This is a genomic window from Streptomyces flavidovirens DSM 40150, from assembly GCF_000429085.1.
GTDB classification, from domain to species: domain Bacteria; phylum Actinomycetota; class Actinomycetes; order Streptomycetales; family Streptomycetaceae; genus Streptomyces; species Streptomyces flavidovirens.
This window is the reverse complement of record NZ_AUBE01000013.1, coordinates 184,913-208,071: the sequence shown is the minus strand read 5'-3', so window position 1 is coordinate 208,071 and position 23,159 is coordinate 184,913. Positions and strand designations below refer to the sequence as shown.

Sequence of the window (23,159 nt, the reverse complement as noted above, 5' to 3'; positions counted from 1 at the left end):
ACGGGGACGGTCACGACGTTGATCTCACTGCCGTCGCGCGGGCTGATCTCGAGCACCTGAACGAATAGTCGGTCGCGCTGAAAAGCTGCGCCACTTACGTTCACCTTGAGCTGGAACTGGCCGTGTTCGCCACTTCCGCCACCGACCACGAAGTGTCCGCTCACTTCGTCATGGCCCTCCCCGATCCGATAATTTAGGGTAGCCTCGAATCCAGTTCCGATACCTGCGATCAGAATGGGATTGCCGACCAGGTCGAGTAGTCGCGGCTGGTCGATGCGATTAGTCATGGAATCTCCCAAGCACCCAGGCATGGTGACACGCTGCCAGTTTCGACTGCTCCCCTTCAGTAGTCAAGAGCCACCGTGTGGATAGCGAAGGGCGAAAGCTAGGCACTGGTGCCCGTAAAGCTGTTCATCCAGTGGGCTACGTAGTTGCACAGGCCCCTGCGTCTCTGCGGATGAATAAGCCCGCTGCCGCATGCTCGAGCTGCTGCTAAAGGGCGTCCTACGATTCTAGACGTGGTGGCTCTGTACGTGTCGAGACCTCACGTTCAACGGTCAGCCGGAAACGTGCGGGCCGTTCACCGAGCGGGCCGCCGCAGCGCGGACAGCGGTGTCGGGCACGGGTCACTCCTCGGGCTGCTCGCGGGCAGACTTGAGGATCAGGTTCCAGGTCGGGCGGGAGTAGGTCCTCTCCGTCTGCTCTGGAGCTGCGGGATCAGCTCGGCGTTCGTCGCGCCAGGGTTCGCCGCGATGGCCTGGCGTGCAAGCGCCAGCCGCTCGTCTCCTTGGTAGGGGTAGGCCAGTCCGCGGCGGCCCTTGGGGCGTCCGCCGGCGTGACCGCGGCCTTTCCGGTCCGCGAGGTACTGCCACAGCCTCCAGCGCTTCCACTTCGGGCGCCGCCGGGTCGGAAGCTCGTCCCAGTCGTCCGGTGCCGGCCACCCCTCCGGCGGGTTCTTGACGTAGTGGGAGACGGTGGTGGAGCCGGCGAACTCGGGGAACGCCTCGGCGAGGATGGCGGCGTGCGGTTCACCTCCGCTCGCGCGGAGAGCACGTCCTTGTCGGGGGTTCCCATCACGCCACCGCCGGTTCACCTCCGCTCGCGCGGAGAGCACGCCTCGGTGGTGGCGTGAAGGGTCTGGCCCTTCGGTTCACCTCCGCTCGCGCGGAGAGCACCCCGGTTCGGTGTCGAGGCGCCGTCCGATGACCGGTTCACCTCCGCTCGCGCGGAGAGCACGCCCGTAGGGCCTGTTGCGAAAGTGAGTAGTGAGATTCTCCTGGCTACGGAGCTGGGTGAGCCTTCGTTGTTGGGCGCGCTCCTGCTGCGCTGAGGATTTCGGCAGTGTCGGGGTGGGGGCCATTGTCCGCCCAGTCCAGCGGGGACCAGCCTGCGCCGTGGTTTTCGCGGAGGGTGGGATCGGCGCCATGCGCCAACAGTTCCCGGACCGTTGCGGTGTGTCCCCAGCAAGCAGCTGCGCACAGCGGTGTGCCCTCCGAGCCGGGGCCGCTGCTTTCAGTGTCAGGGGAAGCCCCGGCCTCCATGAGCAAGCGGGCCACCTCGGCCTCTCCCTGCACCGAAGCCAGGTACAGAGGAGTAGTGCCGTCAGTGTTCCTTCTCTCCGGACTTGCTCCATTGCGCAGCAGGGTCTTTGCGCTCCTGGCGTCACCTGACAGGATTGCCTCGAAAAGGCGGTGGGAGAGCTTCTTCTGCTGTCGCTTCTTCATAGCCGGTGAGGCTAGCGATCATGGGTAGGCCAGACCCACTCATATCCATTCGTTGATCATTGCGACCAGCACAGTGGCCTCGTAGCGGACGGCGAGCTTGTCGTATCGCGTGGCCACGGCCCGATGGCGCTTGAGGCGATTGATGCCGCACTCGACGGCGTGCCGCTCGCGGTAGTCGCTCTTGTCGAACTTCGGAGGCCGACCGCCCCGGGAGCCGAGCTTGCGGCGGTTGCGGATCCGGTCCGCCGGGACCGGGATGGTCGCCTTGATCCCGCGTCTGCGCAGGTAGGTCCGGTTGCGGCGGGAGTCGTACGCTTTGTCGGCCCGCACCCGGTCCGGGCGCCTGCGAGGCCGCCCAGGGCCGAGTCGGGGCACCCGGATGGCGTCCAGGACCGGCTCGAACTGCGGGGAATCGCCCCGCTGACCGGCCGTGATCACGATCGAGAGCGGCTTCTGCCCCTGCTCGACAGCGAGGTGGATCTTTGTGGTCAGCCCGCCTCGGGAGCGTCCAAGACCGTGGCCCGCCGACTCGACGGCGATGCCGCCGGGCGGCTCCTTTTACAGGTCCCCCTTTTCGCCGCCCCGGCGGCGTGCTGGTGGGCCCGGCAGACGGGGGAGTCGACGTTCACGTCCCAGGTGATCAGGCCCTTTGCGTCGGCCTCGGCCTGGAGCCGGGTGACGATCCTGGCCCAGGCCCCATCGCGCTGCCAGCGTCGGAAGAGGTCGTAGACCCGGTCCCAGGGCCCGTAGCGTTCTGGCACATCACGCCAGGGGGCACCGGTCCTGGTCCGCCACCGTATGCCGTCTATCAGCTGCCGCCGCGTCCACACCGGAGGACGGCCCGGCCTGATGCCCTGCGGCAACAACGGCTCCAGGCGGGCCCACTGGCTGTTCGTCAGATCACTACGCCCCACAAGCGCGATCATCCACGACCAAGATCCACTTTCGCAACAGGTCCTAGTCGGGTGCTCTCCGCGCGGGCGGAGGTGAACCGCACGGGATCGAACTCACCATGCTGCGGCGGGTGTGCTCTCCGCGCGGGCGGAGGTGAACCGGCACTTGTCCAGCCTGGCCAGGCACTTGAATAGCGCTCTCCGCGCGGGCGAAGGTGAACCGCCGGATGGAGCGGGACTAGGACCTGTCCCGATTCGTAATTAATCTCCTGAATATACCTTCGTGGCATGGTCAGGTCCGATAGACCGCCTTATGTGACGCGTGTGCAGCTGACCGACCCGGAGTGGGAGTGCATCGAGCCATACCTGCCGATCAGCGACTACGGCCCGTGCCCCGAGCGGCTGGGCAGCAGTTCAAGGACGTGATCTGGCGGTTCAAGACGGGCAGGCAGTAGCGGGAGATGCCTACGGAGTTCGGCGCCTGGTCGACCGTGGCGCAGCCCCGTTGGCTGGGGCTCCCCGTGAAAATCAGGGATGGGCAGCAGTCAGGGACGCATGTCCCGTTGCTGCACTTCCTTGAGAACCGCCGCCACGGTGGCGAAGTCGTTGTCCACGTGGAGCACCGTGTGACCGTGATGGACCGCTGTTGCACACACCAGGAGGTCGATGGCTCCGGCGGCACGGTGCTGCGCTCGCTGGGTGAGCTTGTACTGCGCGGTGTCGACCCAGCGCCACGCGCTCTTGGGAACCGGCGAGAGATGGCAGAGATCATCCACCTCTTCGGCCAACTCGTCCCGATGGGCCGGGCTTGTGGCCGAGTAGAGGAACTCCGCCCTCGTGGGCTCGCAGATGTTGAACACGCCGGCGGCGATGTGCCCCTCCCAGGGCCGCAACGCTCCCGGTGTACGGAAGAGATACCAGAGGGCAGACGTGTCGAGAAGGTACGTGATCACTCGAAGGCTGCCCGCCGGGCACGCTTGGCCGCCGCATGCGCCGCAGCCGCAGCCTCGAACTCGCCCCGCTCACCCCGCGCGGCCAGCTTCTCGGCAGCCTCCAGCCGCTTGACGCGCGCCACGTAGTCCCGCAGAGCCCCGTTGACCGTCTCCTTCTTCGTCGAGGTACCCATGAGCCGCATCGCCTCGGCCAGCGCCTCGTCATCGAGATCGACCTGGGTCACAGACATACCAGCCACCCCTCACCACAAGTACATGATGTACATAGCTATGATACGTCACCAACATTCGCGGCGCCAGCTCATTGCGCACGAGACAGACCAGGTGCGGAGGGGGGCGATGTTGCGCCGATGCGGTGGGGTTGGGAAGGGAGTGCGACGTCTTCCTCAACGTCCGTGGGACCGTTCCACAACGCCGCCACAGAGACGTCACCGCAAAGCCCCAGGTCAAAGCCGTGCAGGGCTCGTCTTCGATGGGCGAGGACGCTCGTTCGCCGCACCTCCGTGAGGCGGACGCCACACGCCAAACGCCCCCGAAAAACGCGTTTCCCCAGGTCAGAACGTTTCTGCCCGGGGGCGCTGGGTGGGGCGGGTGGGACTCGAACCCACGGCCGACGGATTATGAGTCCGCTGCTCTAACCGGCTGAGCTACCGCCCCTTACGGCGCGTCGCGCACATTTGTGCGCGCCGTCTGCCGCAGCATAGCCGCTCATACGATCTCCTGCCTCGGGTGGTCGGCTACGCCTGCCCATGAGGACTGCGCTGCCGCCTGCGCGGTTGCAGCAGATACGAAAAAGGACCCCTGAGGGGCCCTTCTTCTTGCCGCTCCCCCGACTGGACTCGAACCAGTAACCCTCCGGTTAACAGCCGAATGCTCTGCCAATTGAGCTACAGGGGATCGCGCTCCCCCGACTGGACTCGAACCAGTAACCTGCCGGTTAACAGCCGGCTGCTCTGCCAATTGAGCTACAGGGGATTGCTGCGTTGCACCGAACGAACCCACCGGATGGCGTCCCGAGGGGCGTGTGCTCGCTGCGACACATACATTAGCGCAAGCAGGGGGGTGCTCCGCCAATCGGTATCGCCCCCGACTGATCAAGGGTGTCCGCGGGTAGGCGGCCAGCACAGCCCCACGGTCCCGAATCTTCCCCGGCACCAGGGGACCGCCGACGCAAGAGAAGGGTGACAGCCATGCGCTACCGGCTCACATTCATCGCCGGACTGGCCCTCGGGTACGTGCTCGGGACCCGCGCCGGGCGCGAGCGTTACGAGCAGTTGAAGAAGTCCGCACGCCAGGTCGCCCAGAACCCCGCCGTGCGCAACGCCGCCGAGTCCGCCGCCCACAACGGCCGCGACTTCGCGGGCAAGGCTCTCCATACGGTCAGCGACAAGGTCGGGGACCGGATGCCCGGCTCCGTGACCGAGCGCGTGCGCTCACTGCGCGAGCGCGGCCAGAGCGGCGAGGCCGACGACTGGGGTACGACCAACACCTAGCCGGCCCCGGCCCCCGGCCCAGCCCCGTACCCGGGCGCGGCACGTCCCCGGTCCCGGATGCGGCAGAATCTGGGGCATGGGGATAGTCGCCGGCTTGGACAGTTCGTCTGGTTCTACGCGCATCGTCGTGTGCGACGCGGATACGGGTGCCGTGCTGCGGCAGGGTTATGCCCCGCACCCCGTGGAGGCGAAATCGACCGAGGCCGATCCGCAGGTGTGGCTCCTCTCCCTGGGCGAGGCCGCTGCGGGCGGGTTGCTGGAGGGCGTGCAGGCCATCGGCGTATCCGCCCAGCAGCACGGCATGATCCCGCTCGACGCCCACGGTTCGGTGGTACGTCCCGCGCTGCTCGGCAATGACAAGCGGGCCCAGGTCGCGGCCGCCGATCTCGTCGACGCGCTCGGCGGGCGTCAGGCCTGGGCCGAGGCCGTCGGGTCCGTGCCGACGGCTCCGCAGCCGGTCGCGAAGCTGCGCTGGCTGGCGCGCAACGAGCCCGAGTCCGCGCAGCGCACCGCCGCCGTGATGCAGCCGCACGACTGGCTGGTCTGGCAGCTTCTCGGGCGGCCGGCTCGGCGGACCACCGACCGGGGCGCGGCGTCCGGGACGGGTTACTGGTCGGCCGTGACCGGGTCGTACCGGCCCGATCTGGTCGAGCTGGCGCTGGGGCACCATGCCGCACTCCCCGAGGTGCTCGGCCCCTCCGAGGCCGCCGGGACCACTCCCGAGGGGCTGCTGATCTCCGCCGGGACCGGCGAGACGATGGCTGCCGCCTTCGGGCTCGGGGTGGCGGCCGGGGACGCCGTGGTCTCGCTCGGGGCCTCGGGTTCCGTGATGGCCGTGCATCACGAAGGGCTGGCCGATTCGAGCGGGCTCATCACGTCGTTCGCCGACGCCACCGGGATGCATCTGCCGGTCGTGCACACGCTCAATGCCGTACGGGCGCTGCGCGGCACGGCCGATCTGCTGGGGACCGATCTCGACGGGCTTTCGGAGCTGGCGCTCAAGTCGTCGCCGGGCTCGTACGGGCTCGTACTGCTGCCGTATCTCGAAGGTGAGCGTACGCCGCAACTTCCGCACACCGCCGGGACGCTGAGCGGGCTGCGACGCGAGTCGATGAAGCCGGAGCATCTGGCGCGGGCGGCCTTCGAGGGCATGCTGTGCTCGCTGGCCGATGCCATGGACGTACTGCGGGCGCGGGGCGTGGAGGTGCGGCGGGTGTTCCTGCTGGGGGCGGCCGCCGAGCTGCCCGCCGTGCAGGCCGCGGCTCCCGCGATCTTCGGTACGCAGGTGGTCGTGCCGCAGCCCGCCGAGTACGCGGCACTCGGCGCGGCCCGGCAGGCGGCGTGGGCGCTCGGGGTGGCGCGGGGCACGCTGGCGCCGCACTCCCCGCCGGCCTGGCAGGGCGCGGCGGCGCAGGTACTGGAGCCGGGTGACGAGCTGGCGGTGGGGCAGGCGGTCCGGCAGCAGTACGGGGCGACGCGGGATCAGATCCATCCGGGAGCGTTCGGCGCCTGAGGCAGCGCGTCGCGGGGGGTGCCGGGCGAGCTGTGTGGGGAGCTTCGGGGCTTGACCCGGTGATGGGTTAATCCCTTGGAATTACCGGGGCCGGGTGTCGGAGGATGGGGCGGACCCCGATCTTGCCGACCCCGAGAGACTCCGCGTGCTCATAAGACTCCTACGGGCCCATCTCGGCCCGTACAAGAAACCCATCGCCCTGCTGGTGCTGCTGCAACTGCTGCAGACATCCGCCACGCTCTACCTGCCCACCCTCAACGCGGACATCATTGACAACGGTGTCGTGACCGGGGACACCGGCTACATCCTGGAGTTGGGCGGCATCATGATCGCCGTCAGCGTCGTCCAGGTGGTCTGCAACATCGGTGCCGTCCACTACGGCGCGCGGACCGCATCGGCGCTGGGGAGGGATGTGCGGGCGGCCGTCTTCGCGCGCGTGCAGAGCTTTTCGGCGCGGGAAGTCGGGCAGTTCGGAGCTCCCTCGCTCATTACGCGTACGACCAACGACGTCCAGCAGGTCCAGACGCTGGTGCTGATGGCGTTCACGCTGATGGTGTCGGCGCCGATCATGTGCGTGGGCGGCATCGTCATGGCGCTCGGGCAGGACGTGCCGCTGTCGGGTGTGCTGCTGGCGGTCGTGCCGGTACTCGGGATCTCGGTGAGCCTCATCGTGCGGCGCATGCGGCCACTGTTCCGGGCGATGCAGGAGCGGCTCGACACGGTCAATCAGGTGCTGCGCGAGCAGATCACCGGCAACCGCGTGATCAGGGCATTCGTACGGGACGAGTACGAGAAGGGCCGCTTCAGGGAGGCGAACACCGCACTGACGGACGTGTCGCTGTCCTCGGGTCGGCTGATGGCGCTGATGTTCCCCATCGTGATGACGGTCGTGAACGTCTCCAGCATCGCGGTGGTCTGGTTCGGCGCGCACCGGATCGACAGCGGCGGCATGGAGATCGGTGCGCTGACGGCGTTCCTCGCGTATCTCATGCAGATCGTGATGGCTGTGATGATGGCCACCTTCATGTTCATGATGGTGCCGCGCGCCGAGGTGTGCGCCGAGCGCATCCAGGAGGTGCTGGACACCGAGTCGAGCGTCGTACCGCCGGCCAGTCCGGTACGGGAACTGCGGCGGCACGGGCAACTGGAGCTGCGCGGCGCGGAGTTCCGCTATCCGGGCGCCGAGGAGCCGGTGATCAGGGACATCGACCTGGTGGCCCGCCCCGGTGAGACGACGGCGGTCATCGGGTCGACGGGCAGCGGGAAGTCGACGCTGCTCGGGCTCGTACCGCGGCTGTTCGACGCGACGGGCGGGGAGGTGCTGGTGGACGGGGTCGACGTTCGGACCCTCGATCCGGTGCTGATGGCGAAGACCGTCTCGCTGGTGCCGCAGAAGCCTTATCTGTTCTCCGGGACGGTCGCCACGAATCTGCGGTACGGGAAGCCGGACGCCACGGACGAGGAGTTGTGGCACGCGCTGGAAGTGGCGCAGGCGCGGGAGTTCGTGGAGGGGCTGGACGACGGGCTGGACGCGCCGGTCGCGCAGGGCGGTACGAACGTCTCGGGCGGCCAGCGGCAGCGGCTCGCGATCGCGCGGACGCTGGTGCGGCGGCCGGAGATCTACCTGTTCGACGATTCGTTCTCGGCGCTCGACTACACGACCGACGCGGCGCTGCGGGCCGCACTGGCGCGGGAGACGGCGGACGCGACGGTGGTGATCGTCGCCCAGCGGGTGTCGACCATCCGCGACGCCGACCGGATCGTGGTCCTGGACGAGGGCCGGGTGGTCGGTACGGGACGCCACCACGAGCTGATGGAAAACAATGCGACGTACCGGGAGATCGTGCTCTCCCAGCTGACGGAGGCTGAGGCGGCATGAGCGGGCCCGGTGGACGCATGATGGCCGGCGGCGGCCCGGCCGAGCGGTCGATGGACTTCAAGAGCTCGGGGAAGCGGCTGCTGCGGCAGTTCGCTCCCGAGCGGGTCACGTTGTGGTGGATGCTCGCGGCGTGCGTGCTGAGCGTCGCGCTTTCGGTGATCGGGCCGAAGATCCTGGGGCGGGCGACCGACCTGGTCTTCGCGGGGGTCGTCGGCCGGCAGATGGAGGACGGCGGCAGTAGAGGACAGGTCGTCGAGGGCCTGCGGGAGAAGGGCGACGACGGGCTCGCCGACATGCTCTCCGGGGTCGGCTTCACCCCCGGTCGGGGCATCGACTTCGGGGCGGTCGGCGACGTACTGCTGATGGCGCTCGCGGTGTATGTGGGCGCGGGGCTGCTGATGCTGGTGTCGACGCGGCTGTCGATCCGGGTCATCAACCGGACCGTGTTCCGGATGCGCGCGGACGTGCAGGCGAAGCTGTCGCGGCTGCCGCTGAGGTACTTCGACCGGCAGAAGCGCGGCGAGGTGCTCAGCCGGGCGACGAACGACATCGACAACATCTCGCAGACCATGCAGCAGACGATGGGCCAGCTCATCAACTCGCTGCTGACCATCGTGGGCGTACTGGCGATGATGTTCTGGATGTCGCCGCTGCTGGCGCTGGTCGCGCTGGTGACCGTACCGCTGTCGGTGGTGGTGGCGGCGAAGGTCGGCAAGCGGTCGCAGCCGCAGTTCGTGCAGCAGTGGAAGACCACGGGCAAGCTGAACGCACACATCGAGGAGATGTACTCCGGGCACGCGCTGGTGAAGGTCTTCGGGCGGCAGGAGGAGTCGGCGGAGGCCTTCCGCGAGCAGAACGACGCGCTGTACGAGGCCGGGTTCAAGGCGCAGTTCAACAGCGGGATCATGCAGCCGCTGATGTTCTTCGTGAGCAATGTGAACTACGTGCTGGTGGCGGTGGTGGGCGGGCTGCGGGTCGCGTCCGGCTCGCTGTCGATCGGTGACGTGCAGGCGTTCATCCAGTACTCGCGGCAGTTCTCGATGCCGCTGACGCAGGTCGCCTCGATGGCGAATCTGGTGCAGTCGGGCGTCGCCTCGGCCGAGCGGATCTTCGAGCTGCTCGACGCGCAGGAGCAGGAGCCCGATGGGGTGGGCGCGGAGGGTGCCGTAAGCGGGTCGTTGGATCCGCAGGGGCGGGTCGCACTGGAGAAGGTGTCTTTCCGGTACGAGCCGGACAAGCCACTCATCGAGAACCTCTCGGTCGTGGTCGAGCCGGGGCAGACGGTCGCGATCGTCGGGCCGACGGGTGCGGGCAAGACGACGTTGGTGAACCTGCTGATGCGGTTCTACGAGGTGACGGGCGGCCGGATCACTCTGGACGGTGTCGACATCGCGAAGATGAGGCGGGAGGACCTGCGTTCGGGCATCGGGATGGTCCTTCAGGACACCTGGCTGTTCGGCGGGACGATCGCCGACAACATCGCGTACGGCGCTTCGGCGGCGCGGCACGTCACGCGTGAGGAGATCGAGGAGGCGGCGCGGGCCGCCCATGCGGACCGTTTCGTACGGACGCTGCCGGACGGGTACGACACGGTGCTCGACGACGAGGGGTCGGGGGTCAGCGCGGGCGAGAAGCAGCTGATCACGATCGCGCGGGCGTTCCTGTCGGATCCGGTGATCCTGGTGCTCGACGAGGCGACGAGCTCGGTCGACACCCGGACGGAGGTGCTGATCCAGAAGGCGATGGCGCGGCTGGCTCACGGTCGTACGAGCTTCGTGATCGCGCACCGGCTGTCCACGATCCGGGACGCGGATGTGATCTTGGTGATGGAGAATGGGTCCATTGTTGAACAGGGGACGCATGACGAGCTGTTGGCCGCGGGGGGCGCGTACGCGCGTCTGTACGCGGCGCAGTTCGCTCAGGCGGTAGCGGAAGTGGACTGACTGATCATGACAGAGAACACGGGGAACACGGGGAAGCCGGACCCGGGCGCGGGCGCGGAGACGGGCTCGGGCTCGGGCTCGGGCTCGGGCGCGGCGGACTCTAAGGGGCACGTCTCGGGCGTCGCTCTCGGGCTGTCGCTCGGGATGACGTTCGGGGTGGCTTTCGGGATGCTGCTGCTCGACAACGTCGCGACCGGGATCGCGTGCGGCATGTGCATAGGCATGGGGATCGGAGCCACGGTCGACGCGCGCAGGAAGAAGGCGAAGGACGACGCGGCCCGCCTGGCCGACTGACCGGCCGGTGTGAGCGGACGGCGCCCGGCGCCCGGCCTGGTTGGTGGCCGGGCGCCGTTGTCAGTCCAGGTAGCCGCGGAGCTGGTCGGCGAAGGCGTGGTCGCGCAGTTTGTTGAGGGTTTTCGATTCGATCTGGCGGATGCGTTCGCGGGTCACGCCGAAGAGGCGGCCTATCTCCTCCAGCGTGCGTGGCCTGCCGTCGTCCAGGCCGTACCGGAGCTGAACGACCTTGCGTTCGCGCTCGCCCAGCGTGGAGAGCACGGCCTCCAGGTGCTCGCGCAGGAGGAGGAACGCGGCCGATTCGACGGGCGACGCGGCGTCGCCGTCCTCGATGAGGTCGCCGAGCGCCACCTCGTCCTCCTCGCCCACGGGCGCGTGCAGCGACACGGGTTCCTGTGCGAGGCGCAGGACTTCGCTGACGCGCTCCGGGGTGAGTTCCAGGTGGGCGGCGACCTCCTGCGGGGTCGGTTCGTAGCCGCGCTCCTGGAGCATCCTGCGCTGGACGCGGACGACACGGTTGATCAGCTCGACGACATGGACCGGGACGCGGATGGTGCGGGCCTGGTCGGCGAGCGCGCGGGACATGGCCTGGCGGATCCACCAGGTCGCGTACGTCGAGAACTTGAAGCCGCGGGCGTAGTCGAACTTCTCGACGGCGCGGATGAGGCCGAGGTTGCCCTCCTGGACCAGGTCGAGCATGGTCAGGCCGCGGCCGACGTAACGCTTGGCGACGGACACGACGAGGCGCAGGTTCGCCTCGATCAGGCGGCGTTTGGCCATCCGGCCCATGACCACGAGTCTGTCGAGGTCGACGGCGAGCTGGGAGTCCAGGTCGGGCGTGCTGCTGAGCTTGGCCTCGGCGAAGAGGCCGGCTTCGACCCGGCGGGCCAGGTCCACTTCTTCGGCCGCGGTGAGGAGGGGGATGCGGCCGATTTCGCGCAGGTACTGCCGGAAGAGGTCGGAGGACGGGCCCGCTGTGTCGGCGCGAGGGTTGCGGCGGCGCTCGGACGCGTCCGGTGTCTCGGGGGCGTCGGGCGGGTCCTCCACGAGGACTTCGACGTCGGCCTCGGCGTCGACGAGGACCTCGACGTCGACGCCGGTTTCGGCCTCGGCGTCGACGAGGACTTCGATGCCGGGCTCGGCCTCCGCCTCGGCTTCGCCGACGACGGCGGGTTCGGCCAACGTCTGCGTCTGGGTCTGGGTCTGCACGGGGGCGACCTCCAGGGTGATCGCTGCCGGTTCGGGGGCGTGCGGCAGCGGGACGGGAGCGGCGACCGGGCCGCCGTCCGTCCCGTACACGATGAGCGGATCCGCGGGTGTGTGAGGCCCACTGGGCGTGGGCCGGCCGCGCTCCGAGGACTCAGGCACCGCCACTCAGTGTGGGGTACGACACATCGCCGCCACGAGGGGCGTGCGGTGACTTTTTGAGTCCGGTCCGTTACCGGAGGGGGGCCGCTGCGCGCAGCTTTCCGCTCCCGCCCCTTCCCGACGTTGGGGCTCCGCCCGGACCCCGCTCCTCACCCGCAGGGCGTCAGAGTGCCGCCGCGCCGTGGTTGCGCAGGGACTGGGCGTACTGCTGGAGGACCCACAGCTCGTTCTGTACGGCGGCGAGTTGCTCCGGGTCCGCGTGCGGCCCGCCGAGGCGGGCCAGGGTGCCCTGGACGTCCAGGATGCGGCGGTCGACCGCGCGCAGGCGGACCCGGATCAGCTGCTCGCCTGCGTAGATCTCGTCGACGCTCTTGCGCATGATCGGCTCGACGGCCAGCTCGGTGACCAGCGCCCGCACCGTGTCGTTGGGCGCCGCCTCGCGGACCTGCGCCAGGTAGTCGGAGGCGTTCTGCGCGCCCTGCTCCGCGCCGCCCGCCTCCTCGATGACCTGGCGTACGGCCGCGTACGGCGGGGCGGTGAACTCGTCCGCGCCGTACGCGTCGAACGCCGGGGAGACCAGCTCGGGGCGCTGGAGCGCGAGCTTGAGCAGCTCGCGTTCGGTGCGGTGCGCGGGACTGCGCAGGTTCAGCGCGGGGCCGGAGGGGTGGGAGGGGGCCGCGTCGTACGAGGGCGTCGGGCGGCGGCCCGGCGGTGCGGCGGGGCCGCGGCCGCCCCGGTCGCGCGCCCAGCGGGCGAGCTGCGCGACGCGCTTGACCACGAACTGGGTGTCGAGGATGCCGAGGATGCCCGCGAGCTGAACCGCGGACTCGTGCTGGATCGCGACGTTCTTGATGTTGGCGACGATCGGCGCGGCCTCGTCGAGCGCGGCGGCCCGCCCCGCCGGGGTTTCGAGGTTGTGCCTCGACACGACATGGCGGATCGCGAACTCGAAGAGGGGCGTACGGGTCTCGACCAGGGACACCACCGCCGCGTCACCCTTGGCGAGGCGCAGATCGCAGGGGTCCATGCCGCCCGGCGTGATCGCGATGGAGGTCTCGGCGGCGAACTTCTGGTCGTCCTCGAACGCGCGCAGTGCCGCCTTCTGCCCCGCCGCGTCGCCGTCGAAGGTGAAGACGACCTCGGCGGAGGCGTTGTCCATGAGGAGCCGGCGGAGGATCTTGATGTGGTCGCCGCCGAACGACGTGCCGCAGGTGGCGATCGCGGTGGTGACGCCGGCCAGGTGGCAGGCCATGACGTCGGTGTAGCCCTCGACGACCACCGCCCTGCTGGTCTTCGCGATCTCCTTCTTGGCCAGGTCGATGCCGTACAGGACCTGGGATTTTTTGTAGATCGCCGTTTCGGGGGTGTTCAGGTACTTCGGGCCGTTGTCGTCGTCGCGCAGCTTGCGCGCGCCGAAGCCGACGACCTCGCCCGTGATGTCGCGGATCGGCCACATCAGGCGGCCGCGGAAGCGGTCGATGGGGCCGCGGCGGCCCTCCTGGGAGAGGCCGGAGAGGGTCAGCTCCTTGTCGGAGAAGCCCTTGCCGCGCAGATAGCGGGTGAGGTGGTCCCAGCCGGCCGGGCTGTAGCCGACGCCGAAGTGCTCGGCGGCGCTCTGGTCGAAGCCGCGCTCGGCCAGGAACTTGCGGCCGATCTCCGCCTCGGCCGAGTCGAGCTGCTCGACGTAGAACTGCGCGGCGGCCTTGTGCGCCTCGACGAGGCGGACGCGCTCGCCGCGCTGGTGCGTGGGGTTGTAGCCGCCTTCTTCGTACCGCAGGGTGATGCCCGCCAGGGCGGCGAGTCGCTCGACCGTCTCGGAGAAGGAGAGATGGTCGATCTTCATCACGAAGGCGATCGTGTCGCCGCCTTCCTGGCAGCCGAAGCAGTGGAAAAGACCCTTGCTCGGGCTGACCTGGAAGGACGGGGACTTCTCGTCGTGGAAGGGGCACAGGCCCTTCAGGTTGCCGCCGCCGGCGCTGCGGAGCTGGAGGTACTCGGAAACAACGGCGTCGATCGGGACCGCGTCCCGGACCGCCTTCACGTCGTCATCGTTGATCCTGCCTGCCACGCGTGAAGTGTACGGCGGTGCTCGGACACTCCCGTCAGCCCAGCAGGGAGGTCAGCTCCACGACGGGGTTGCCGAGGGCTTCGGGGTCCACCGGGGCCCCGGAGCGGATCAGCGCCTGCACGGTTTCGGTGACGTCCCACACATTCACGTTCATGCCGGCGAGCACCCGGTTGTCCTTCAGCCAGAAGGCGATGAACTCCCGCTTCCCCGCGACGTCGCCGCGGATGACGACCTGGTCGTACGTGCCGGGAGGCGCCCAGCCGGAGTACTCCATCCCCAGGTCGTACTGGTCGGAGAAGAAGTAGGGGATCCGGTCGTACGAGACGTCCTGGCCCAGCATCGCGCGGGCGGCGGCCGGGCCGCCGTTCAGCGCGTTGGCCCAGTGCTCGACGCGCAGCCGGGTGCCGGTGAGCGGGTGCTGGGCCGCGGCGACGTCGCCGGCCGCGTAGATGTCGGGGTCGGAGGTGCGCAGCGCCGCGTCCACGGCGATGCCCCCGCCGTGCGCGCGGTCGACGAGGGTGAGACCGGCGGCCTCGGCGAGCGCGGTGCGCGGGGCGGCTCCGATCGCGGCGAGGACGTCGTGGGCGAGGTGCTCCACGCCGTCGTCGGTGCGGGCGGCGAGGACCATGCCGTCCTGGCCGGTGATCTCGGTGAGGCGGGCGCCGAAGTGGAAGCGGACGCCGTGTTCGCTGTGCAGGTCGGTGAAGAGCTGGCCCAGTTCGGGGCCGACGACCTGGTGGAGGGGGGTCGGCTCGGGTTCGACGACGGTGACCTCGGCGCCGTAACCGCGCGCGGCGGCCGCGACCTCCAGGCCGATCCAGCCGGCCCCGGCGATGACGATGTGCCCGTTGTCGCGGCCGAGGGACGCCAGTACGCCGCGCAGCCGGTCGGCGTGGGCGAGGCGGCGCAGGTGGTGGACGCCGGCGAGGCCGGTGCCGGGGATGTCGAGGCGGCGCGGTTCGGCGCCGGTGGCGAGCAGCAGCTTGTCGTAACGGACGGCGGTGCCGTCGCCGAGGCCGACGGTCCTGGTCTCGCGGTCGAGGTACACGACGGACTGGCCGAGGTGCAGCTCGATGTCGGCCTGGGCGTACCAGCCGGGTTCGTGGACGAAGACGCTGTCGCGTTCCTCCTTGCCGGCCAGGAATCCCTTCGACAGGGGCGGGCGTTCGTAGGGGTGGTCGCGCTCGTCCCCGATGAGGATCACCCGGCCGGTGAACCCCTCACTGCGAAGGGTTTCGGCGGCTTTCGCCCCCGCCAGTCCCCCACCGACGATGACGAACGTCAGATCTGCGTCGACCACTTGGTGCCTCCTCTGTGCCTGCCCACACGCTACGTCGCCGTCTTCGAGCGTCCCGCACAGAGCGTGATGGGGGAAGAGGGGGTGTGCCGTGGGCGTGTCGCACCGGTGGCCCGGAGGTGGCGGGCGGGGGTGAGGAAGAGGTGGCCGCGGCCGTCTCCCCCGTTGACAGCCCGCAGCCACCACGGGACAAGGGTCACGCCGATGTGGACGTCAGGCGGGGCTTTCGTGCACAACGCAAAGGGACCGTGCGGTTCCGGTGACTGGTGACTACGCTCGCTTCTACGTACGCACGGGAGTTGCGACAGCGGACAGGGCGCTGGGCAGGGCGCTTGGCGCGGACAGGGCGCTGGGCCAGGGTGCTTGGCGCGGACAGGGCGCAGGACACGACGCGGCGTGGGGGGCGCATGCTACGCATCCACTTCACCACCGAGGATCTGAACCGGCTGCGGGTGGCCGCGCGGCCGGACCCGCTGTGGGAAATCGTGAACAGCCTTCACCTGCTGCAGAACCGGCAGGGTGCGCTGGTCTTCGACCCGTGGCGGCGGGAGGTCCGGGCGGCGATCGCCCGCGCGGGGCTTACCCGGACGGTGGCGTCGCTGAGCCGGCTGTGCCCGTGCGCGGCGTACCTCCCCGACTTCCTGACGCCGGGCCGGGGCATCCCCGACCTGGAGACCGGCCTGGACCAGGTCCTCTCCACTCCTGCCTCCAGGATGAGGGCGGAACTCGGGCAGCTCTTCGCGGGCGGCCCTGTGCCCCCGGTCGCCCGGCGGCTGGCGGACGGAGACGTGGAGGCGCTGGAGCGGCTGGGCGACGCGCTGCGCCGTTACTACGCGGTGGCGGTGGAGCCGTACCTGGACGTGATCAGGTCGGCGGTGGACGCCGAGCGTCCGGTGCGGGCCGAGGCGGCTCTGTCGCAGGGGCCGCAGGGGCTGCTGTCCACGTATCAGGATTTCGCCTGGCGGGACGACGGGGTGCTGGAGACCGGGTACCCGGTGGACAAGGAACTGGAGCTGCGCGGGCGGTCGTTGACGATGATCCCTTCGTTCTTCTGTATCCGGCACCCCGTCGCGCTGGCCGACGAGGAGCTGCCGCCTGTGCTGGTCCACCCGGTGACGCCGGATCCCGGATGGCTGGCCCTCGCCCGTGGGCAGGAGGCGGGGAACCCGGGTGTGCGGGCGGCCGGTCTGCCGGTGGCGCAGCTCATCGGCCACACCAGGGCGGCCGTGCTGGAGGTGCTGGGGCGGCCGATGACGACGACGCAGCTCGGCGGCGTCCTGCGGCTGGCGCTGTCCACGGCGAGCCGGCACGCCACGGTGCTGCGGGAGGCGGGGCTGGTCGTCTCGGAGCGGCGCGGCAGCCGCGTCCTGCACCGGCGGACCCCGCTCGGTGACGAAATCATGAACGGTGGCCCCTTGCGGCCGTGAGCCGGGCGTGCAGGGACCGGGCGGCGGCGTCCGTGAAGCACGCGATCTGGTCGACGATCACGCGTTTGCGGGCCCTGTCGTCCGGCGCGGCGGCGAAGAGTGCGCGGAACTGGGGATCGAGGCCCTCGGGGGCGCGGGCCGTGAGCGCCTCGGCGAGCTCCGCGATGACGATGCGCTGATCCGCGCGCAGCCGCTCCTGTTCGTCGCGCTGCATGACGTACCGGTCGGCGACGGCCTTGAGGACGGCGCACTCGTGGCGGACCTCGCGCGGAACGACCAGCTCGGCGGCGTACCTCGTGAGCCTGCCCGTTCCGTACGCCTGGCGGGTCGCCCCCTCGGCGGAGAGGCAGAAGCGGCCGATGAGCTGGCTGGTCGCGTCCTTCAGCCGGGCCTGGGCGACGGCCGACCCGTCGTAGCCGTGCGGCCACCACTCCTCGTCGAGGAGGCGGTCGAGGGCCGCCGCCAGCTCGTCCGGACTGGTCGTCTCCGGTACGTATCTGCCGATCGCCACCGCGAAGATCTCCTGGCGCTCGGGCTCGGCGAACAGGCAGTTGGGGTCGAGGTGGCCGGCGTGCAGGCCGTCCTCGAAGTCGTGCACCGAGTACGCCACGTCGTCGGACCAGTCCATGACCTGGGCCTCGAAGCACTGGCGGTGGGCGGGCGCGCCCTGGCGGACCCAGTCGAAGACGGGCAGGTCGTCCTCGTACACCCCGAACTTCACCGAGCCGGGGTCGGTGGGGTGCGCGCCGCGCGGCCAGGGGTATTTCGTGGCGGCGTCGAGGGCGGCGCGGGTGAGGTTGAGGCCGACGCTGACCATCTCGCCGCTCTCCGCGGAGGGTACGAAACGCTTGGGCTCCAGGCGGGTCAGGAGGCGGAGCGACTGGGCGTTGCCCTCGAAGCCGCCGCAATCCTTGGCGAAGTCGTTGAGTGCCTGCTCGCCGTTGTGCCCGAAGGGCGGGTGGCCCATGTCGTGGGAGAGGCAGGCGGCCTCGACGAGGTCCGGGTCGCAGCCGAGGGCCGCCCCCAGCTCGCGGCCGACCTGGGCGCATTCGAGGGAGTGGGTGAGGCGGGTACGCGGGCTGGCGTCCCAGACCTGGCTGCTGGAGCCGGGCGTGACCACCTGGGTCTTGCCAGCGAGGCGGCGCAGCGAGGCGGAGTGCAGCACGCGCGCGCGGTCGCGCTGGAAGGCGGTCCTGCCGGGCCGTTTGTCGGGCTCGGTGGCCCAGCGCTCGGTGGCGGCGCCGTCGTAGAGGGCGTCGGCGGGCTGGGGAGTGCTGTGCGGGGTGCTGTGCGGGTTGTTGGTGGACTGTGCGTTCGTGGGCTGTGCGTTCGTGTGCGGGGCTTCGTGCGCTGTGCCTTCCATGCACCGACAGTAAACGCAGGCAGTGACAGCCGGGGCTCAGGCGGAGGCCAGTTGACGCCGGGGCGCCGGGGATCGGGTGGCGAGAGCCTGGTCGTAACGGAGCAGGAGGAGCCGTGCCAGGGCCGGGTGGGTGCCGAGCGGCGCGGACGCGATCCAGGGCGCGGCGGCGGCGCTCTGCGCGGCGAAGCGGCCGGGCGCGGTGAAGTACGAGGCGACGGCTGTGCGGTGGCGGCCGCGCGCGGCGAGGGCGCGCAGGGCTTCGGGGACGGTCGGGGAGGCGGCGGACGCGTAGGCGGGGACGACGGGGACTCCGCCGAGGCGTTCGCTCAGCATCGCGGCGGTGCGGCGGGTGTCGGCGGCCGACTGCGGGTCGCGGGAGCCGGCGGCGGCGAGGACGACGCCGCTGCCCCGGTCGGTGGCGTCGGAGGTGCGCCAGCCGGCCTCGGTGAGGCGGGCGTACAGCGCCTCGACCAGGAGCGGGTGCGGGCCGAGCGGGGTCGCTATGCGGATGCGCAGGTGGGGGGCGGTAGCGGCGGCCTGCGGGAGGTCCTGCTTGACGTGGTAACCACGGCTGAGCAGCAGCGGTACGAGCACGGCCGCGCCCGGACCGATGTCCGCGAGCGTGTCGGGCAGCAGCGGCTCGTTGAGTTCGATGTGCCCGAGCCGTACGTCGAGACCCGGGCGCAGCTCGCGCACGCGTTCCAGCAGCGTGGTGACGGTGCGCAGCGCCATGGGGTCGCGGCTGCCGTGGGCGACGGCGACGAGGGCGGGCGGGGACGGAGGGCGGGGCGGGTGCGTGAGCGGGTGCGGGTGGGGGTGCGGGGGCGGTGTCATCGGACGGCGGGTTCCGTTCAGGGAGACGTGCCTCAGCTGCGTGCCGAGCTGGGTGGTGATGCGGGTGAGCAGTTGCGCCGTACTGTCGAGCGGAAGTGACTCGCGGTGTGCTGCCGACTCCGTCATGAACCGATACTGCCGGGCGCAGGTTGCAGCCTCGTTGCGCGAGCGTGACGGGTGTTTTCGGTGGCCTCACCGGGCGGATGGGGCCGGTGTCAGGCGGACCTTTCCTTCCCCACCCCGCCCCTTCCCGCAACCGGGGCCGAGAGCCGGCGCGCCCGGGGAAGGGGCCTGCGCCCCCGTCGCTACACCCCGAACAGCTCCCGGCACGGCTCCAGCCCCGCTACCTCCACCGGCACCCTTCGGTGCGTCTCCCAGTCCTCGCGGGTCAGGCGCAGCCGCAGCACCGTCCTGGCTTCGCCCCGTACCGACTCCACCAGCAGGCCGTCCGGCCGGTAGCCGAGCTTCTCCGACACCCGGAGGGAAGAGGCGTTGTCTGTCATCGCGCCGGACGTGACATGGCGCGCCCCAAGGCCCTCGAAGGCCAGGTGCAGCATGGCCGCCCGCATCTCCGTACCGATGCCGCGCCCCTGGTGTGCCAGCCCCAGCCAGGAGCCGGTCTCGCCTTCCCTGGTCACCGGGAAGTCGTCAGTCATCAAGTCCTGCCGTCCGACGGTCTTCCCCTCGCACCGTACGGCGAGGCTGAGTGTCCACTTCTCCGGCCGCCACTCGGCGATGGTGCCCAGTACGTGCTGGAAGGTCGCCCGCGCCCGGTCCTGCGGCGACCCGTCGGTCCACGGCACCGAGAACGGCATGGACGCCTCGTCGTGTACGCCGTCGGCCGCGACGCGGGCCAGCTCGTCGAGCACCTCGCCGTCCGGAAGCGTCAGTTCCAGGCGCGGAGTTGTGATCCGTAGTCCGTACAGGGGCCAGAATTGTCTCGACATGGCGAAAGCATTCCAGTCGGGGGCGGGCAACAGCATGCGAATTTCCTGGGGCAGTGCATGGAGTAAAGCGCGGGGCCGGGCACAGCGGTGGGCGGGCGGTCGGCTGAAACGCCCGCGCCTCATACCCCGCACCCGCCGCGCCCAACGGCGTACCGTCCAGGCCTTCATGCTCACCACCGTGTTCGCGCTCGCGCCCGCGACCTGGCTGCACGCCGTCGCCGACAGCCGGGTCAGGACGACGGCCGACGCCCCCGCCCGCGACGTGGTCGTCGTCTTCGGGGCGGGCCTCTGGCGGGGCGGCCCGTCGCCGTACCTGGCGAACCGCCTCGACACCGCCGCCGAGCTGTACCGGGCGGGCAAGGCGAAGGTCGTGCTCGTGACCGGGGACAACAGCCGGACGGAGTACGACGAACCGGACGCCATGCGCGCCTACCTCGTCGCGCGAGGCGTGCCCGACAAGCGCATCGTCAGCGACTTCGCCGGCTTCGACACCTGGGATTCGTGCGTACGGGCCAAGAAGATCTTCGGGGTGGACCGGGCCGTGCTGGTGAGCCAGGGATTCCACATCCGCCGGGCGATCGGGCTGTGCCGGGCGGCCGGCGTCGACGCGTACGGCGTCGGTGTCGACGCCCGGCGCGACGCCACCTGGTACTACGGCGGCGTACGGGAGATCCTCGCGGCCGGCAAGGCGGCGCTCGACGCCGCGACCGAACCGGATCCGCAGTTTCTGGGGCGCCAGGAACCCGGTGTGGCTGAAGCGCTGGCCGAGGCGTCGGCCGGCGCGTCGGCGCGCTGACAGACCGACGGCCGCCGGTGTGCCGAGAAGCGCTCAGCCGGCGGTGGACGGCCGGGACGGCCGGGACGGCCGGGATCACGGTCAGGCACCTCGCCGGCAGTAGCAGCCGTCGCCACCACCATTGGCACCTCACCGCACAGAGGGAGCGACGCGGAGCCAGGCGTACCGGAGGCGTAACACCGGGCGCCCGTCGCCGTAACACCGCCGCCGCATGCTGACGGCATGCCCCGCACCTCCCCCGCCCCGTCCCCCGCACCGCCGTCGACCCCCACCCCCACCCACTGCCCGTACTGCGCGCTCCAGTGCGGCATGAACCTGCGCGCCGCCGCCCAGGTCAGCGACGTGGTGGAAGTCGTCGAGCGTACGGACTTCCCGGTGAACCGGGGCGCGCTGTGCGGCAAGGGCCGTACGGCGCCCGCTGTGCTCTCCTCCCGGGTGCGCCTGACCGAGCCACTGGTCCGCCGCCCCGCCACAGGCAGGCTCGAACCGGCCACCTGGGAGGAGGCCCTTTCAAAGATCGCGGAGGGGCTCGGTCGTACACAAGAGGCGTACGGCCGCGACGCGGTCGGGGTCTTCGGAGGCGGCGGACTCACCAACGAGAAGGCGTACGCGCTCGGCAAGTTCGCCCGCGTAGTCCTGTCCACGTCGCAGATCGACTACAACGGCCGCTTCTGCATGTCGTCCGCCGCCGCCGCCCACCAGAAGGCCTTCGGTCTTGACCGGGGCCTGCCCTTCCCGCTGGAGGACATCCCGCGCACGGGCTGCGTGATCCTCGTCGGTTCGAACCTCGCGGAGACGATGCCGCCCGCGCTGCGCTACCTCACGGAGCTGAAGGAGAACGGCGGCAAGCTCATCGTCGTCGACCCCCGCCGCACCCGCACCGCCGAACAGGCCGACCTGCATCTCGCGCCGCGCCCGGGCACCGACCTGGCGCTCGCGCTCGGACTGCTGCACATCGTCGTGGCCGAAGGCCGTACGGACGACGCCTTCATCCGTGACCGTACGACCGGCTGGGAGGAGGCACGGTCGGCCGCGATGGGGCACTGGCCCGAACTCGTCGAACGCCTCACCGGCGTCCCGCTCCCCCAGCTCCGCGACGCGGTACGGATGTTCTGCGACGCCGGGACCGGCATGGTCCTCACCGCGCGCGGCCCCGAGCAGCAGTCCAAGGGCACGGACACGGTCGGCGCCTGGATCAACCTCTGCCTCGCCACGGGCCGCGCCGGCCGTCCCCATTCCGGTTACGGCTGTCTCACCGGCCAGGGCAACGGGCAGGGCGGCCGCGAGCACGGCCAGAAGGCCGACCAGCTGCCCGGCTACCGCAAGCTCACCGACCCGGCCGCGCGCGAGCACGTCGCGGGGGTGTGGGGCGTGGACCCGGACAGCCTGCCGGGACCGGGCCGCAGTGCGTACGAACTCCTCGACGCGCTCGGCGGTGACATCAAGTCCCTCCTGCTGATGGGCTCGAACCCGGTCGTCTCGGCGCCCCGCGCCGCCCACATCGAGGAGCGCCTGCGCGCGCTGGACTTCCTGGCGGTGGCGGACGTGGTCCTCTCCGAAACGGCGGCACTGGCGGACGTAGTCCTCCCCGTAACCCAATGGGCGGAGGAGACCGGCACCACGACGAACCTGGAGGGACGGGTCCTGCTGCGGCGCAAGGCGATCGACCCGCCGCCCGGTGTACGTACGGACCTGGAGGTCATGCACGCGCTCGCGGCGCTGCTGGGCCACGAGAAGGGTTTCCCCGTCGACCCCGAGGAAGTCTTCGACGAGCTGCGCCGCGCGTCGGCGGGCGGCCCGGCGGACTACTCGGGCATCTCGTACCGCCGGATCGCCGAGGAGGACGGCGTCTTCTGGCCGTGCCCGGAGGGGGGTGCGGGTACGACACACCCCACCGAGGACCACCCCGGTACGCCCCGGCTCTTCCTCGACCGCTTCGAGACTCCCGACGGGCGCGCCCGCTTCGTCCCCGTCGTACACCGCCCGGCGGCGGAGGAACCGGACGCCGAGTACCCGCTCCTCCTCACCACCGGCCGGGTCGTCGCCCAGTACCAGTCCGGCGCCCAGACCCGCCGCGTCGACGAACTCAACGCGGCCGCGCCCGGCCCGTTCGTGGAACTGCACCCACGGCTCGCGCAGCGCCTGGACGTGTCGGAGGGCGACCGGCTGGCGGTGGTGTCGCGGCGCGGGCGGGCGGTCGCGCCGGCCAGGATCACGGACTCCATCCGCTCGGACACGGTCTTCATGCCGTTCCACTGGCCGGGCGAGGGCCGGGTCAACACCCTGACGAACCCGGCGCTGGACCCGACGTCACGTATGCCGGAGTTCAAGGTGTGCGCGGTACGGGTCGAACGCGCGCAGAACTGA

Annotated in this window: 20 protein-coding genes and 3 tRNA genes; 8 read left to right on the top strand and 15 right to left on the bottom strand. The window is 70.4% G+C overall.

The features are described from left to right. From G412_RS38290 to G412_RS0119655, 9 genes are all read right to left on the bottom strand, one after another. A partial coding sequence (locus G412_RS38290; RefSeq protein ID WP_208857907.1) for a Gmad2 immunoglobulin-like domain-containing protein occupies positions 1–287 on the bottom strand: 287 nt, incomplete at its 3' end. A 374-nt stretch (positions 288–661) separates the two neighbouring features. Continuing rightward, the gene (locus G412_RS41795; RefSeq protein WP_425274493.1) at positions 662–1,114 is read right to left on the bottom strand and encodes a hypothetical protein; all 453 of its coding nucleotides are present in this window, start codon (positions 1,112–1,114) and stop codon (positions 662–664) included. A gap of 166 nt (positions 1,115–1,280) precedes the next feature. After that, on the bottom strand, positions 1,281–1,724 hold the full coding sequence (locus tag G412_RS38280) for an ankyrin repeat domain-containing protein (protein ID WP_078607159.1): 444 nt from the start codon (positions 1,722–1,724) through the stop codon (positions 1,281–1,283). 39 nt (positions 1,725–1,763) lie between these two features. Next, positions 1,764–2,650, bottom strand: a protein-coding gene (locus tag G412_RS38275; RefSeq protein WP_425274492.1) for an IS5 family transposase whose coding sequence is annotated in 2 segments (ribosomal slippage) — positions 1,764–2,281 and positions 2,281–2,650 — 888 coding nt in all. Because the reading frame shifts where the segments join, the coding sequence is not laid out codon by codon here. Positions 2,651–3,162: 512 nt separating this feature from the next. After that, positions 3,163–3,570 carry a PIN domain nuclease gene (locus G412_RS0119675; RefSeq protein WP_028813573.1) on the bottom strand — a complete coding sequence of 136 codons (408 nt, stop codon included), beginning with the start codon at positions 3,568–3,570 and terminating at the stop codon, positions 3,163–3,165. Beyond that, the gene (locus G412_RS0119670; RefSeq protein WP_028813572.1) at positions 3,567–3,800 is read right to left on the bottom strand and encodes a type II toxin-antitoxin system VapB family antitoxin; all 234 of its coding nucleotides are present in this window, start codon (positions 3,798–3,800) and stop codon (positions 3,567–3,569) included. The genes G412_RS0119675 and G412_RS0119670 overlap by 4 nt, the downstream gene beginning before the upstream one ends. 353 nt (positions 3,801–4,153) lie before the next feature. Next, a tRNA-Ile gene (locus G412_RS0119665) sits at positions 4,154–4,227 on the bottom strand. Positions 4,228–4,394: 167 nt separating this feature from the next. Then, a tRNA-Asn gene (locus G412_RS0119660) sits at positions 4,395–4,467 on the bottom strand. A gap of 5 nt (positions 4,468–4,472) precedes the next feature. Further along, positions 4,473–4,545 (bottom strand) — tRNA-Asn (locus G412_RS0119655). Between the two features lie 215 nt (positions 4,546–4,760). Between G412_RS0119655 and G412_RS0119650 the strand changes: the two genes are divergently transcribed. From G412_RS0119650 to G412_RS40540, 5 genes are all read left to right on the top strand, one after another. After that, entirely contained in the window at positions 4,761–5,063 is a 303-nt protein-coding gene (locus tag G412_RS0119650) for a hypothetical protein (protein WP_028813571.1), read from the top strand. A gap of 76 nt (positions 5,064–5,139) precedes the next feature. Then, the gene (locus G412_RS0119645; protein WP_028813570.1) at positions 5,140–6,576 is read left to right on the top strand and encodes an FGGY family carbohydrate kinase; all 1,437 of its coding nucleotides are present in this window, start codon (positions 5,140–5,142) and stop codon (positions 6,574–6,576) included. A gap of 145 nt (positions 6,577–6,721) precedes the next feature. Further along, entirely contained in the window at positions 6,722–8,455 is a 1,734-nt protein-coding gene (locus G412_RS0119640) for an ABC transporter ATP-binding protein (protein WP_028813569.1), read from the top strand. After that, positions 8,452–10,398: an ABC transporter ATP-binding protein gene (locus G412_RS0119635; protein ID WP_028813568.1), complete on the top strand. Its 1,947-nt coding sequence runs from the start codon at positions 8,452–8,454 to the stop codon at positions 10,396–10,398. The genes G412_RS0119640 and G412_RS0119635 overlap by 4 nt, the downstream gene beginning before the upstream one ends. 6 nt (positions 10,399–10,404) lie before the next feature. Next, complete coding sequence (locus G412_RS40540; RefSeq protein WP_037649264.1) at positions 10,405–10,692, top strand: glycine zipper domain-containing protein; 288 nt, start codon at positions 10,405–10,407, stop codon at positions 10,690–10,692. Positions 10,693–10,752: 60 nt separating this feature from the next. Here G412_RS40540 and G412_RS0119625 read toward each other — a convergent pair whose 3' ends face one another. The 3 genes from G412_RS0119625 to G412_RS0119615 all read right to left on the bottom strand — a co-directional run bounded on the left by G412_RS0119625 (position 10,753) and on the right by G412_RS0119615 (position 15,428). Next, the gene (locus tag G412_RS0119625; protein ID WP_028813567.1) at positions 10,753–12,060 is read right to left on the bottom strand and encodes an RNA polymerase sigma factor; all 1,308 of its coding nucleotides are present in this window, start codon (positions 12,058–12,060) and stop codon (positions 10,753–10,755) included. A gap of 163 nt (positions 12,061–12,223) precedes the next feature. Beyond that, positions 12,224–14,128 (bottom strand): DNA primase, encoded by a 1,905-nt coding sequence (dnaG, locus tag G412_RS0119620; RefSeq protein ID WP_028813566.1) that lies wholly within the window; start codon positions 14,126–14,128, stop codon positions 12,224–12,226. A gap of 34 nt (positions 14,129–14,162) precedes the next feature. Continuing rightward, positions 14,163–15,428, bottom strand: coding sequence for an NAD(P)/FAD-dependent oxidoreductase (locus G412_RS0119615; RefSeq protein ID WP_028813565.1), 1,266 nt, complete (start codon positions 15,426–15,428; stop codon positions 14,163–14,165). Positions 15,429–15,832: 404 nt separating this feature from the next. On the opposite strand from G412_RS0119615, the gene G412_RS0119610 reads away from it, so the two are divergent. Then, complete coding sequence (locus G412_RS0119610; protein ID WP_028813564.1) at positions 15,833–16,852, top strand: ArsR/SmtB family transcription factor; 1,020 nt, start codon at positions 15,833–15,835, stop codon at positions 16,850–16,852. Here the strand turns inward: G412_RS0119610 and G412_RS35220 are convergent. From G412_RS35220 to G412_RS0119595, 3 genes are all read right to left on the bottom strand, one after another. Continuing rightward, positions 16,824–18,215: a deoxyguanosinetriphosphate triphosphohydrolase gene (locus G412_RS35220; protein ID WP_078607158.1), complete on the bottom strand. Its 1,392-nt coding sequence runs from the start codon at positions 18,213–18,215 to the stop codon at positions 16,824–16,826. The genes G412_RS0119610 and G412_RS35220 overlap by 29 nt on opposite strands. Positions 18,216–18,251: 36 nt before the next feature. Then, positions 18,252–19,175: a sirohydrochlorin chelatase gene (locus G412_RS0119600; RefSeq protein ID WP_028813563.1), complete on the bottom strand. Its 924-nt coding sequence runs from the start codon at positions 19,173–19,175 to the stop codon at positions 18,252–18,254. Positions 19,176–19,354: 179 nt separating this feature from the next. Beyond that, the gene (locus tag G412_RS0119595; protein ID WP_028813562.1) at positions 19,355–19,996 is read right to left on the bottom strand and encodes a GNAT family N-acetyltransferase; all 642 of its coding nucleotides are present in this window, start codon (positions 19,994–19,996) and stop codon (positions 19,355–19,357) included. A 34-nt stretch (positions 19,997–20,030) separates the two neighbouring features. Between G412_RS0119595 and G412_RS0119590 the strand changes: the two genes are divergently transcribed. After that, complete coding sequence (locus G412_RS0119590; RefSeq protein WP_028813561.1) at positions 20,031–20,792, top strand: SanA/YdcF family protein; 762 nt, start codon at positions 20,031–20,033, stop codon at positions 20,790–20,792. 222 nt (positions 20,793–21,014) lie between these two features. Beyond that, on the top strand, positions 21,015–23,159 hold the full coding sequence (locus G412_RS0119585; RefSeq protein WP_028813560.1) for a molybdopterin oxidoreductase family protein: 2,145 nt from the start codon (positions 21,015–21,017) through the stop codon (positions 23,157–23,159).